Annotated in this window: 11 protein-coding genes; 4 read left to right on the forward strand and 7 right to left on the reverse strand. The window is 55.9% G+C overall.

Translation table 11 applies throughout. The features are described from left to right. Positions 1-86 precede the first annotated feature (86 nt). The gene (locus tag BN2591_RS21060) at positions 87-1,358 is read left to right on the forward strand and encodes a lipase family protein (RefSeq protein ID WP_244173042.1); all 1,272 of its coding nucleotides are present in this window, start codon (positions 87-89) and stop codon (positions 1,356-1,358) included. A gap of 244 nt (positions 1,359-1,602) precedes the next feature. On the opposite strand, the gene BN2591_RS21065 is transcribed toward BN2591_RS21060, so the two are convergent. The 5 genes from BN2591_RS21065 to BN2591_RS21085 all read right to left on the reverse strand — a co-directional run bounded on the left by BN2591_RS21065 (position 1,603) and on the right by BN2591_RS21085 (position 8,100). Beyond that, positions 1,603-2,616, reverse strand: coding sequence for a substrate-binding domain-containing protein (locus tag BN2591_RS21065; protein ID WP_086873729.1), 1,014 nt, complete (start codon positions 2,614-2,616; stop codon positions 1,603-1,605). 29 nt (positions 2,617-2,645) lie between these two features. Further along, entirely contained in the window at positions 2,646-4,055 is a 1,410-nt protein-coding gene (locus tag BN2591_RS21070; RefSeq protein ID WP_086873730.1) for a sucrose-6-phosphate hydrolase, read from the reverse strand. After that, positions 4,055-5,425 carry a sucrose-specific PTS transporter subunit IIBC gene (locus tag BN2591_RS21075; RefSeq protein ID WP_086873731.1) on the reverse strand — a complete coding sequence of 457 codons (1,371 nt, stop codon included), beginning with the start codon at positions 5,423-5,425 and terminating at the stop codon, positions 4,055-4,057. The genes BN2591_RS21070 and BN2591_RS21075 overlap by 1 nt, the downstream gene beginning before the upstream one ends. A 67-nt stretch (positions 5,426-5,492) precedes the next feature. Beyond that, positions 5,493-7,010, reverse strand: a complete 1,518-nt coding sequence (locus BN2591_RS21080) for a carbohydrate porin (RefSeq protein ID WP_086873732.1) — start codon at positions 7,008-7,010, stop codon at positions 5,493-5,495. 163 nt (positions 7,011-7,173) lie between these two features. Continuing rightward, positions 7,174-8,100 (reverse strand): aminoimidazole riboside kinase, encoded by a 927-nt coding sequence (locus BN2591_RS21085; RefSeq protein WP_086873733.1) that lies wholly within the window; start codon positions 8,098-8,100, stop codon positions 7,174-7,176. Positions 8,101-8,544: 444 nt separating this feature from the next. Here BN2591_RS21085 and gad point away from each other — a divergent pair, with 444 nt between their 5' ends. The 3 genes from gad to hdeA are packed head-to-tail and all read left to right on the forward strand — an operon-like array spanning position 8,545 to position 11,848. Then, a complete protein-coding gene (gad, locus tag BN2591_RS21090; RefSeq protein ID WP_086873734.1) occupies positions 8,545-9,930 on the forward strand; it encodes a glutamate decarboxylase in 1,386 nt (461 codons plus the stop codon). A 35-nt stretch (positions 9,931-9,965) separates the two neighbouring features. Continuing rightward, entirely contained in the window at positions 9,966-11,492 is a 1,527-nt protein-coding gene (gadC, locus tag BN2591_RS21095) for a glutamate/gamma-aminobutyrate antiporter (RefSeq protein WP_086873735.1), read from the forward strand. A gap of 41 nt (positions 11,493-11,533) precedes the next feature. After that, the gene (gene hdeA, locus BN2591_RS21100) at positions 11,534-11,848 is read left to right on the forward strand and encodes an acid-activated periplasmic chaperone HdeA (protein WP_017459357.1); all 315 of its coding nucleotides are present in this window, start codon (positions 11,534-11,536) and stop codon (positions 11,846-11,848) included. Positions 11,849-11,899: 51 nt separating this feature from the next. Here the strand turns inward: hdeA and phnE (BN2591_RS21105) are convergent, their stop codons facing one another. Beyond that, positions 11,900-12,781 carry a phosphonate ABC transporter, permease protein PhnE gene (gene phnE, locus BN2591_RS21105; protein ID WP_086873736.1) on the reverse strand — a complete coding sequence of 294 codons (882 nt, stop codon included), beginning with the start codon at positions 12,779-12,781 and terminating at the stop codon, positions 11,900-11,902. Next, entirely contained in the window at positions 12,778-13,650 is an 873-nt protein-coding gene (phnE, locus tag BN2591_RS21110) for a phosphonate ABC transporter, permease protein PhnE (RefSeq protein ID WP_086873737.1), read from the reverse strand. Before phnE (BN2591_RS21110) ends, phnE (BN2591_RS21105) begins: the two co-directional genes overlap by 4 nt. Positions 13,651-13,661: the final 11 nt, after the last annotated feature.

The following is a 13,661-nucleotide window of genomic DNA, read 5'->3' on the forward strand; positions in this document are numbered from 1 at the left end:
AATAAATTACTCACACTTTCGGTTTGAATTCTTGCCGCCAACTTCGTTTACTGACGGCTAACATCCCGCTATCTATGGAGAAAATCGTGAACGTTTGCCCCCGTCTCAACTATGCGATTTGCGCTCTTACCATGTGGGTCAACGGCGCGAACGCCTGGAGCAATGCGTTGCCGGTTGGGCCGGCGGCAGGTGATCAAACGCTTTCCCCGTTTTATATCTGGGATGGCACGTTACCTGATAAACCCGGCGTGATGCTGCGTGAAGAGCCAATTCCCGGTCAGCCGGACATTACCGATGCCAGCCAGATCGCGCGCATTCTTTATACCTCGCAGGATAAACGCTGGAATGCCGGCATCGTGCCGGTCAGTGGTACGCTGTGGTTGCCGAAAGGACAAGCGCCAAAAGGCGGCTGGCCGCTTGTTGCCTGGGCGCACGGTACGCTGGGCGTGGCCGATAGCTGTGCGCCTTCCTGGACTAACCCGACCCCGCGAGATGCGCACTATATCAACCAGTGGCTGAAGCACGGTTTTGCCGTCGTCGCCACCGATTATCAGGGGCTTGGCGGGCCTGGTCCGCATCCGTATATGAACTGGGAAGCAGAAGGGCGTTCGGTGCTGGATAGCGTGCGCGCGGTGCTCAACAGCACGCCGCAGGTAGCAAATAATCTGGTGATTAGCGGTCAGTCGCAAGGTTCTGGCGCATCGCTTGGTGCCTGCCTGCTCGCGCCGGATTACGCGCCGGAACTTCAGCTTCGCGCGACCATTGCTACCGGTGTGGTCGCCACGTTTCCGGATGGCCCGATCAAACCGGGATCTGCGCGGCCAGGGCAGCGCGATCCTGCCCGTTTTACGCTGCTGCGCATCATTGGCGGTTCGCTGCCGGACGGTGCACCGCCAGCGGAAAAATGGGTGACTGAGAAGGGCGCGAAGATGCTGGCGCTCGCGAGAACATCCTGTATGCCGGAACTGGGACGCTATGAGCGGCGCGAAAAACTGACTGGCGCCACGGTGTTTATCGGTGGCACAAAACAGGTGGAGTCAACATTGCTTGCGGTAACGGATATGCCCGTGAAAACCTTTCCTGCGCCGCTGTTTACCGCAACCGGGCTTGCCGATCATACGTTGTCACCGCACCACCAGTATGCCGCTATCGCCGCGCTCTGCGCGGGTGGCAATGCGGTGGAGTGGAAAACGTATCCTGGCATTACGCATAACGGTGTGGTTAACGTCGCTTTCGACGATGAACTGAAATTTGTGCGCGGGGTGATGGAAAACACCCCGCAGCCCAATAGTTGTGGTTCGTTACAGGCTCCGGGGAAATTGCAGCAACCATTAGAAGGTGTGCCGTTTAACCGGTAGCGCACCAGGTCAACCGCAAACGCAGCGATACACGCACCGCCTAAAACGGCCGGCAAGTAAAAAGGAGAAGTCGGTGCCAGATAATGTCCCGCACCGTCAGGCCGCGGTTATCGAGCACCGCGACCGACGGGGTTTTACTGTAAAGGGATGGGCTCATTGCTCTCTCCTGTTTGTGTTATGCCGCCAGTCGGGCTGCATGATTAAAAATAGAGCAAACAGGAGAGGGCTGAAGGGGAATATTTTCTTATGAAGCGGGGTGGCGAAAGCGCAGCGTGGCGGGCAGCACGCGCTGTGGTGAAGCCGGTTCATTGCCTTCTATCATCCGGGTGATGATATCAAAGCAGTCCTGCGCGAGGCGCGGGACATTCTGCTCCACCGTGTCAATCGGCAGCGTCAGCGAATCATATAAATAGTGATCGTCAAAGCTGGCAATGTGAATATCGCTTTCCAGCATATGGTGCTGGCTCATATAACGCAGCACCCCTTCCAGCAGGCCGCAGGCAGCGGTGAATAGCGCTTTGGGCGGGCGACCCAGTTTCGCGCACAGAGCGGCGAACATCTCATAACCACTGCTTGGATGGTAATTACCGTGAATAATCCACTCCGGTCGCGGGGTAACACCGGCGCGCTCCAGCCCTTGCATAAACCCGGCCAGGCGGTCTTTGGTGGGCGACAGGCGCGGTTGCCCGCCAAGAAAGTAGACTTCATCAGGGTTGGCGCGCGCCAGCCGTTCAACTAATTCGGCGGTCGGCGTCAGCGAATCGGTGATAACCAAAGGGAGCTGGGTGTCATTGATATGTCGGTCAAATAACACCACCGGCAACTGCTCGCTGAGCTTCACATAGTCGGTGTCGTTTTGCATGCTGGAGGCAACAATCAGCCCGTCCACCTGGCGTGCGACCAGGTTGTTGACCACCACCGTTTCCTGGCTGGCGTTTTCGTCGGTACAGGAGATAAGCAGTTGCAAACCGGCTTCGCGGCAGAGATTTTCCAGCTCGTGAGAAAAAACAGCGAAACCGTAGTTGGTGATTTCCGGCACCACCAGCCCCAGCGTGTGGCTGCGGTTTTCACGCAGCAGACGAGCGTGAATGCTCGGCTGGTAATGATGCTGCTGGGCGATGGCCTGCACGCGATCGCGCGTCTCCTGCGCCACGCGTAGCTCTTTGCCGCGGCCGTTAAGCACCAGGCTGGCGGTAGCTTTCGAGACGCCCGCCAGCGCGGCGATATCACTGATGGTAACGCGTTTTGTTTTTCTCACGGTTGTGCATCGGTTAAGGAAACAAGCACTTATTCTACCATGCAAGCACGTAACGACCAGTAGCTGGCCCGCACTTCTGCGTCTCCCGTCAGGGTTAATTGCGCCGGATGGGCCGGGAAGTAGCGGCTGCTCATCACCCCTTCGCCATCGTTGATAAAGATCTCTATGCTTGAGTGATCGCAGAGGATCTGCAACTTATGCGCACATCCGTTCCAGTAACGGTACAGCCATGCGCCGTTTTCCAGGCTGCGGCGTGCAAGGCGCAGCTCATCGCGATGCCATTCGAGGATCAGCGTATCGGCGAAATTCAGCGTCACCTCGCCCGCACTTTCCAGCACCAGTTCCAGGCGCTGCGCACTCAGCATGGGCATTTTGTGCGCCACGCCGCGATAACCTTGCTGCTCACCGCGCAGCGCCTGCAACTCTTTGACAGGCTGCTGATACAGTTTTCCATTGCGGGAGGTCAGCTCGCGCAGGCAGGTCATCTGATGGATCCAACCGTTGGCAACGGTCGGCTGGCGCATCTCTTCGCCGTCCGGCACTCCCATCCAGCCTACCAGCAGGCGGCGTCCGTCGGCGCTGAGCGTGGTTTGCGGAGCATAAAACTCAAACCCGGCGTCCAGTTCATGAAAGTCACCGTGCTGGTAATGTGCACTGGCGTAGTCGAGCTGACCGCTTAAATAAGCGCTTGGGTAAGTGTTGAGATAGCGCTTCTCTTCGCGCGCCAGGCCTTGCGGGCAGCAGATTAAAAACGTACTGCCGTTAAGCGTGAACATGTCGGGGCACTCCCACATGTAACCCGCGTCACCCAGCCCGCCCAGCCCACTACCGGCGATTTCGCCGAGGTTTTGCCAGTTCCACAAGTTTTCGGAACGCAGCAGTAAAACTTTGCCCTGTAATTGCAGATCCTGCGCGCCCAGCACCATGTACCAATAGTCGCCTTGCCGCCACACTTTCGGGTCGCGAACGTGGCCGGTGTAACCGTGCGGGAGCGGGATCGCCGGACCGAGCTTGTCGAAGCCGCCCGCGCTGTTTTGCACCGCCAGGCATTGCCACGCGGTGCGCGTGCCATCATCAAATTTCACATTGCCGGTATAACAAAGCGTCAGGACGCCATTGTTATCAACGGCGCTGCCGGAATAACAACCGCTGCGGTCGTACTCTTCATCGGGCATCAACGCGACAGGTTCATGCTGCCAGTGCACTAAATCCGCTGAACTCCAGTGCCCCCAGCACTTGTGCTGGTGCTGGCAGCCCAGCGCGTTCCACTGGTAGAACAGGTGGTAGCGCCCGGCAAAGTGGATAAACCCATTCGGATCGTTGAGCAGCCCGGTGGCGGGTGCCAGATGCCAGCCAGGGTAGTGGCTGTCATTCAGTGCCTTCGGTTGACCTTTCATCACCGCCTGTAAAATGGCGGGTAGCAGCGGTTGTGAAGCCATTATTCAGAATCCGTTTTGTATTTCAGCAGGTAAGAGATGACAAAGGCGACGCTAAAGGCGATAGCCATGCCGATAATATAATTCAGCAGCGAGCTGGCTTGCACAATCGCCATTCCAGGCAGGCCGGTCAGGCCAACCGCCGTCATATAGACATGCACAGACACCACCCACGCACCGCCGACCGCGCCGCCGATAAGTGCGGCGATAAACGGTTTTACAAAGCGCAGGTTGATACCGAAAATTGCCGCCTCGGTAATGCCGAGCAGGGCAGAGAAAGCCGAGGGCAGGGTAATCGCCTTAATCTTCGCGTCTTTGGTTTTAAACCATACCGCCAGACACGCGCCGCCCTGCGCTACGTTTGCCATCGCCCAGATTGGCAACAGGAAGTTAACGCCAATCGACGGGTTACCCAACAGCCCGGCTTCAATAGCATGGAAGCTGTGGTGTACGCCGGTAATCACAATCACTGAATATAAGCCGCCGAACAGCAAACCGGCCAGCCATCCGGCGTGGGTGATAAGCGTGCTGAGCACAAAGGAGATGCCGTCGCCGAGCGCGCGACCCGCCGGGCCGATAATCAACATGGCGACAAAGCCGGAGATAATCACCGTCAGGAACGGCGTGAGGATCAGATCCAGCGCATCCGGGATCACGCGGCGCAGTTGTTTTTCCAGCAGGCTCATAAACCACACCGCCAGCAGCACCGGAAATACCGTGCCCTGGTAACCGATCATCGCCACTTCAATGCCGAAGAAATTCATGGTGTGGAAGCCGGCCGCCACGCCCCAGGCGTTGGTCAGCGCCGGGTGGGTCAGAATGCCACCCAGCGTTGCGCCGAGGTACGGGTTACCGCCAAACTCGCGCGCGGCGGTAAAGCCAATCAGGATCGGCAGAATGATAAACGCCGCCGAGCTGAACATGTCGAGCATGATATAGAGCGCGTTGTCGGCGTTCACCCAGCCGTAGGTTTTCACCATTCCCAGCAGGCCCATCAGCAGACCGGAGGCGACAATCGCCGGAATAATCGGCACGAAAATGTTGGAGAGCAAACGGGCGATTCGCTGGAACGGGTTCAGTTTACGCGCGGCAATATCCGCCGCTTCTGATTTACTGGTTTCGCTGATCCCGGCTTCGGCAATAAACGCGGCGTAAACTTTATTCACTACGCCAGTGCCGAAGATAATCTGCAACTGACCAGCGTTACGAAAGCACCCCTTTACCCCGTCGACTTTGCCAATCGCGGTAGTATCCGCTTTCGCGTCTTCCACCAGCACCAGGCGCAGGCGTGTCGCGCAGTGCGCGGCGCTGGCAATATTGTCCTTGCCTCCCAGTAGCGGCAGTAGCGACCGGGAAATTTGTGCAAAATCCATAAAAACCTCTGTTTTATCGTTTTTGTGGGACTAACCGGCAAAAATGGCCCCCGAAGGAGCCGTTTCATCAGAACCAGGTTTCCATTTGTACCCCGAAGTTCCATTCGCCGCCGGCCTTGAAGCCGTCGCTGCCAAAGGCATCGGAGCTCGCATATTTATCCAGACGATGATCCCAGTCCATCCAGGTGGCGAACAGGCGGATTTCCGGGCGTTTAAGGAATTCACCCACATCGCTGGCTTTCAGCGTTGGGGCGACGGTGAGTTTGTAGAAGTTGCCGCTGACCGCGTTGCGGCCGTTGTAACCTTCCGGGCGCAGATCCATGTACTGATAGCTGCCTTCATACTGCATTTCGAAGTTTTCGGTAAAGCCCTGAATCAGACGTACGTTGGCGGTAGCCCATTGATAACTGTCGCCTTTGACATAGCGATCTTTGCTGGTCTGCGCCAGCAGCGCCGGGGCAATATGCCAGCCGCCGCCGAGCGGCGTAATACCATAGCTGGCAAGACGCCAGGTGTTGGCTTCCGGCAGCAGCGCACCGTCGGAACCGATCGATTTCACTTCCGCGCCCAGGCCGTGACCATACAGCAGCGCGGTTTTCGCCGACCCTTCGCGCAGGCCGTAGAAGCTGTCGTTATGCAGGCCGAGCAGGGCATGTAGACCGGTATTCGCTGCATCGCTCTTCACTTTGTTGCCGTCGAGATCGAGGCGGTCGTCGTTGTCTTTGGCGCGCATGCCGCTCACCATCAACTGCACCGGACCGTAGAAGTTATTCAGCGAGAGAATGTAGTTCTGCGCGGTGTTTTCGCTGTTTTCGATATCGCCGAAAGTACGCCCGTAAATCGAGACGTTGCTGCGCGCGTTGTCGCTCCATTTCATGTCGTAAACACCCGCGCCGGTCCCGGCGAGGAATACCACATCGGAGTCAATCCAGTGGATGTCGAAATTGTCGCGATCAAAGCGTTTACCGGCCCAGACGGTGGAATCTTTAAACGCGCCGCTGAAGCTTGGCAGATGGCCGATTTCAGTAAATGCCTGGCGCAGGTTGAGATCGCTTGAGGAGGCCGTCCAGTCGTTATAGGTACGCTGCCCGTCGGCGAGCATCACTTTAAAGCGCGTGGTCGCACCGTTCGCCAGCGTCTGTTTATGCTCAAGGTTCATCTCAACATAAGTATCCGGCTCATTCCCCAGACGACCAACGTGACCACCGGTTTCGCCCGCTGGCGTCACCGTTGGGCCACCCTGGGTTTTGGCGGCGGAGTTGTTCATCAGCAAGCCGGAGCGGGCGTAACCGTGGAACTCAAATCCGCCTTCGTCAGCGGCTTTTTGTTCCAGTTTGGCGATGCGCTGCTCAACCGGGGCGGTGGCAGTCTGGTTTTTTTGCTGGGCGGCGGCCAGCTGCTGTGCCTGTTTTTCGGCAGCCTGCGCACGGTTTTCGGCGGCGTTAGCGCGTTGTTCTGCGGCTTGCAGGCGCTGTTCCAGTGCGGCGAGACGCGCTTCGATGCTGCTCATGCTGGGGTCGGCGGCGTGAGCGGCACCGGCGCTTAATATCAAACCAAGGGTTACGGCGAGCGTGCTTTTTTTCATCTTTTTGCATCCCTAAGGAAGAGCCATCATCACAGAGTTATTTTGCTAAACCGGTTTAGGCTTCGAATCATAATCAAGCCCATTTTCTCCGCGCAATGAAATTTGCTAAACCGGTTTAGTGATTGTGAGACGGCTCGCAAAACGAAGCGGCAAGCCCGGCTGGTCAGCGGCACTGCTCTATAAGCTGGTGGTGATATGGCAGGGCGGTCATGGCACCTTTGGCGGTGGTTGCCAGCGCGCCGCAGATCTGCGCGCTGGCAAGCCGCGCGGACAACTGCGCTTCACAGTCCGGCAGGCCGTACTCCGCCAGACCCCACAACAGCCCGGCGACAAAGGCGTCGCCTGCGCCAGTGGTATCGACGCTCACCACCGGCAACGTGGGGTAGTGGAAAATTTTGCCGCTGTGCCAGGCGGTTACGCCCGCTTTTCCTTGTGTCACCAGCAGCAAGCTGATGGCATAACGCATCGCCATGGCTTGCATGCTGGCGTCCAGCTGCGTGGAACCGGAAAAAAACGCCAGTTCCTCTTCAGAGAGTTTCACCACATCGGCCAGCGTTAAGGCCTGGCTCAGGCAGCGGCGAAGCTGCGTGGCATCTTTCCAGAGATCCTGGCGGATATTGGGATCGAAGCTGACAAAGCCGCCCGCGCTGCGTACCCGCTGCATGGCAGAGAAGGTGGTGGATCGCGACGGTTCTGCCGCCAGCGCAATTGAGCAGCAGTGTAGCCATTCGCCGCGCTGAAATGCTGGCAGGTCGCTTTCGGCAAGAAACAGGTCGGCGCTGGGGCGTACCATAAAGGTAAACGAACGTTCGCCGTCATCGTCCAGCGCTACGACCACCGTCGAGGTGCGCTGCGCCGGATCGGCATGCATAAACGTGGTATCAACCTGTTCTGCGGACAGCGTTTGTTGCATAAAACGACCAAACGGATCGTCACCGACGCGGCCGATAAACCCGCTATTTCCCTGCAACCGCGCAACGCCGACCGCAACATTCGCCGGTGCGCCACCGGGGCACTGCATTAAATGCCCCGGTGCTTCCGGCAGTAAATCCACGACGGCATCGCCCAGACACCAGACTCTGGCTGACATGCTTTTCTCCTGACAAATAGTATTGCTAAAAATTAACTAAAACGGTTTAGCAAATCAATGGCGTTTTGTCTGTTCAACGATTTTTTTAACTCTTGTTATGGGGGCGAATTCTGTGCGGAACATAAAAGATATATCAGATAAAGAGAGTTATATGCAGTCGAAAAATAACGATTTGCAGCCATATAAGATCTGAATTCATCTCATAAAATATAAATTAAGGAAATCAGAGTGGTTATTTATATCAGCAGGTTACCTGTTCCTGTAAATAAATATGCATTTCGCCTGTTAATGTTTTTTCTTTTAAAATCAGCTTCATGGTGTGCCGTTTTTATTCATTTAATGATTGAGTAAGGAAATTCCATTGGTTTGAAAAAATAAAAAGCAGGGTTTATAGCTTTCTCAGTCATAACGAATGAGCGAATGCACCCATAAAGGAGAGGGCATATGGATGGGCAATATCCTGGCATAGATGATATTTACGCCTCACTGGAATTATCTTCGTCCCTGGAAAAACACCACTTCCCCGCGAAAGAACAGGATCCGCGGAATGTCTTTGCCGCAGTACACGACGAATTGATGCTTGACGGTAACTCACGACAAAATCTGGCAACCTTCTGCCAGACATGGGTCGATGATGAAATTCGCACATTGATGGATTTGTCTATCGACAAGAACATGATCGATAAAGACGAATACCCGCAAACGGCCGAAATTGAGTCTCGCTGCGTACATATGCTGGCCGATTTATGGCACTCGCCGGAGGCGGAAAACACGCTCGGCTGCTCGACAATTGGTTCATCAGAAGCGGCAATGCTTGGCGGCCTGGCGCTTAAATGGCGCTGGCGAAAAAAGCAGGCTGCCGCAGGCAAACCTACTGACAAACCAAACCTGATTTGCGGGCCAGTGCAAATCTGCTGGCATAAATTTGCCCGCTACTTTGATGTTGAGCTGCGTGAAATTCCCCTTCAAGGCCAGCGTTTAGTGATGAACGCCGAAGAGGTGATCAAGCGGGTGGATGAGAACACCATTGGCGTTGTCCCGACGATGGGCGTCACCTTCTCATGCCAGTATGAGCCGGTAAAAGCTGTGCATGAGGCGCTGGATAATCTGCAACAGGAAACCGGTCTTGATATTCCCATCCATGTTGACGGTGCCAGCGGCGGGTTTCTGGCGCCGTTTTGCGCACCGGATATTGTGTGGGATTTTCGCCTGCCACGGGTGAAATCCATTAATGCCTCTGGTCACAAATTCGGTCTTGCGCCGTTGGGCGCCGGTTGGGTGGTATGGCGCGAGGCCGCCGATTTGCCGGAAGAACTGATTTTTAATGTTAACTACCTCGGCGGCAACATGCCGACATTCGCCCTCAACTTTTCACGACCTGGCGGGCAGGTCATTGCCCAGTATTACAATTTCCTGCGTCTGGGGCGGGAAGGCTACACGAAAATTCATCACGCCTGTTACCAGACAGCGCAGTATCTGGCGCGGGAAATCGACAAGCTTGGGCCGTTCAAAATCCTGTTCGATGGCGACAGTCAGCAAGGCATTCCCGCGCTGGCGTGGACGCTGCGTGCCGAGCGAGCCATTGGCGGATACACCCTTTATGACCTTGCCGATCGCCTGCGCAGCCGTGGCTGGCAAGTGCCCGCCTATTCAATGCCAGCCCATCGCGAAGATTTGGTTATTCAAAGGGTGCTGGTGCGTCACGGCGTAAGCCATGATCTCGCCAGCTTGCTGGTGGACGATATTAAGCGCGCACTTGACTACTTTTCCCGGCATCCGGTCATCAACCCGCTCAGCGCGGAAGAAGCCAGTGGTTTTAATCACGCCTGAGGCCCGGAAAGCCTCGTTATGAAAGGAGAAGTGCCATGGAGGCGGTGAACAAAAGTGTGCCGGCTAAGACATTATCCATGATGGGTTTTTTTGCGATCACCGCATCCATGGTGATGGCGGTGTATGAATACCCGACGTTTGCGACATCGGGTTTCAGTCTGGTTTTTTTCTTATTACTGGGCGGCATCTTATGGTTTATCCCGGTTGGTCTGTGTGCGGCTGAAATGGCCACGGTTGAAGGTTGGGAAGAGGGCGGGATCTTTACCTGGGTAGCAAAAACGCTGGGCGAACGCTGGGGGTTTGCGGCGATTTCGTTTGGTTATCTGCAAATCGCGATCGGTTTTATCCCGATGCTCTACTTCGTACTGGGCGCGCTGGCGTATATCCTTGACTGGCCAGCGCTGAACAGCGATCCGCTGACGAAAACCATCGCCGCGTTAATCATTCTGTGGGGGCTGGCGTTTACCCAGTTTGGCGGCACGAAATATACCGCGCAAATCGCTAAAGTGGGCTTCTTCGCCGGCATCCTGCTGCCTGCGGCTATCCTCGTGGTGCTGGCTATTACTTACCTCCTTAGCGGTGCGCCGCTGGCCATCACCTTTGATATGTCGACATTTGTCCCGGACTTCACCCGGCTCGGTACGCTGGTGGTTTTTGTGGCGTTCATTCTGAGTTATATGGGCGTCGAGGCGTCGGCTACGCATGTTAACGAAATGAACAACCCCGGGCGCGACTATCCGCTGGCCATGATCCTGCTGATGATCGCCGCGATTTGCCTCAGTTCGATTGGCGGCTTGTCTGTCGCGACCGTGATCCCACATAACGACATCAACCTTTCTGCCGGGGTCGTGCAAACCTTCAGTGTGTTAATCACCCATTACGGTGCCGGGCTTTCATGGGCCGTAAAAGTGATTGCTGCTCTGCTGGTACTGGGTGTGCTGGCGGAGATCGCCTCATGGATTGTTGGCCCGTCTCGCGGCATGTATGTCACCGCCCAGCGAGGCATATTGCCTGCGTCATTCGCCAGCGTGAATAAAAACGGCGTGCCGGTAACGCTGGTGGTGAGCCAACTGTTGCTGACATCCGTTGCGCTGGTGGTGCTCACCAACTCGGGGGGCGGCAGCAATATGTCCTTTTTGATCGCGCTGACGCTGACGGTGGTGATTTATCTGTGTAGCTATTTTTTATTGTTCCTGGGCTATATGCAGTTAATTTGCAAACAGCCACGCCTCAAGCGCACTTTTCATATTCCCGGTGCCAAAGGATTCCGCCTCGCGGTGGCGGGGCTGGGCTTTTTGGTTTCGCTACTGGCCTTTATCGTCTCTTTTTATCCGCCAGCCTCGATTGGCGGCGAAAGCGCCGACGAGAAGTACATCACGCTGCTGGTTATCTGTTTTGTGATTGTGCTGATCCTCCCCTTTCTGGTCTACGCGCTGCATGACAAGCGCGGTAAACAAGGCACTGTGACCCTGGTCGCCATCACCACGGATAATGCGCCGAAAGGACATTTCTTTATCCATCCACGCGCGCGTTCACCGCATCATTTAGCCCCTAAGGAATAGCAGTTTTTTCAATGATATGAGTCATTAATAAGGAGAAGTGAATGAAAACAACCGTTAGCATCATCGTTGGCAGCTTGCTGCTGGTTTCCGCTGCGACACAGGCAGCCGATAAAGGTAAACCGGTGAATAGCTGGACATGTGAGGATTTTCTCGCGCTGAAAGCCTCTTTCCAGCCAACGGCCATCGGCATTGCTGAAGCCTTAAATAGTAAGGACAAACCAGAAGAAGCGGTAGTGGATGTTCAGGGGATTGAAACGGTGACGCCCGCCGTGATTGAAGCCTGCAAACAGGACAAACAAGCCACCTTCAAAAGCAAAGTGGAGGGCGAGTGGGACAAACTAAAAAAGGATATGTGAACGCGAAAATTTATTATGGCTAACCTGCCGGGGCATTGAGGCCCCGGCATCTTACTCTGGCTTAAACAGCGGCACTGTTTTGCCGGTAATATAGCGTCGGCGCAGCCAGGCCGACGCGCTATCCATCAGCATGACGACCGCCACCAGAATAACGGTGATAAACATCACCACATCCCAGTTCCACAGCCGCATATTCTCGGCATAAATCAAACCAATCCCGCCCGCGCCAACAAAACCGAGCACCGCCGCCGAGCGGGTATTGGACTCAATTTGATACAGGCTCAGCGCCAGAAACGTCGGGAAAGATTGGGTAAATGTGCTGAAACGGTGTTTCTGCAAACCTCCTGCGCCCACGGCGGTTAAGCCGCGTCCTGGTGAGCGATCCACCGCTTCGTGGCTTTCGGCGTACAGCCGACCGAGCAGGCCGGTGTCCTGCATGATAATCGCCAGCACCCCGGCAAGCGGCCCAAGCCCGACGGCGCGCACGAAAATCAGCCCCCAGATCGCCATATCAATACCGCGCAACATATCGAACAGGCGGCGCATGAAAAAGGCGATAACGCCCGCAATGCCGCCTTTCATGATGTTGCGGGCGGCAAAAAACGATAACAACAGCGCGAATACCGTGGCGGTCAGGGTTCCGGCAAAGACAATTGCCAGCGTAATGCCAATCTGCGTGAAATAATAGCCAAACGGCCAGTTGAGGAAATCGTGCCAGACGAACATCCGCAACATATAGCGGCCAATCTGCTGCATGCCGGTCAACGCCTGTTCAACAGGAATGCCGAACTGCATAAAAAACCACACGTAATAGAGCAGCACGGCAAGGGCGATAAGCCCGAGGCGGCGCAGATAACGCCCCTGCGTCTGGAACAGTTTTCGGTTTAATTTGCGGCTCAATTCCACATTCGGTACTGCTTGCCAGTTGGTCACTTTTTCCCCTCCAGCACCCACTGGCGCAAGCGGCCAGAGAGCGTATCAAGCACGAAAACGACGATAATAATCAGCAGCAGCGTGATGCTGACTTGATCGTAACGGTCGAGTTTGATGTTGGTCATCAACTCCTGGCCGATGCCGCCTGCGCCGACCAGCCCAAGAATGGTCGAGGAGCGAAAGTTAATTTCGAGGCGCATAAAGCCATAAGAGAGAAAAATCGGTTTTACCTGCGGCCACAACGCGAAGCGAATGCGTTGCAAATGTGTCGCGCCGCAGGAGGCCAGCCCGCGTACCGGCCTGTCATGCGTACTCTCGACCGCTTCATAAAACAGCTTGGTCAGGCTACCAACGGTGTGCAGCGCCAGCGCCAGAAATCCGGGGATCGCCCCGATGCCGAACGCCATCACGAAAATAACCGCCCACGCCAGTTCCGGCATCGTGCGTAAAAAGGCGACCAGCGTGCGCACGGCAAAGCGTACCGGCGGAGGAGACCAGGTGTTGCCCGCTGCCAGAAAGGCCAGCACAGCGGCGATAACGAAGGAAACCAGCGTTGCGGCCAGCGCCAGTTGCAGGGTTTCCCAAATCAGCGGGAGCTGGATCGGTAAACGGTAGCCCCAGTACGCCAGCGAGCCTTTGGTGTGGCTGTCGGCAAACAGCACCGGCCAGTGCAGCGTCGGCACCGTTTCCAGCATGTAATCCATAAAATTCGGCAGCGAATGCCAGATGGTGGCGAGATTGAATTCTGCCGCGTTACCGGCGGCGAAATAGAGCGCCAGCAGCACCAGCGACCAGGCGACAGTGTCGCGCTTCTGGCGCATTCTGACTTGTTGATAGTAGTGCTCAAACTGCGTATTCGACATGTTCATGCGTAGCGGTA

This window comes from Kosakonia pseudosacchari, from assembly GCF_900184035.1.
Classification (GTDB): domain Bacteria; phylum Pseudomonadota; class Gammaproteobacteria; order Enterobacterales; family Enterobacteriaceae; genus Kosakonia; species Kosakonia pseudosacchari.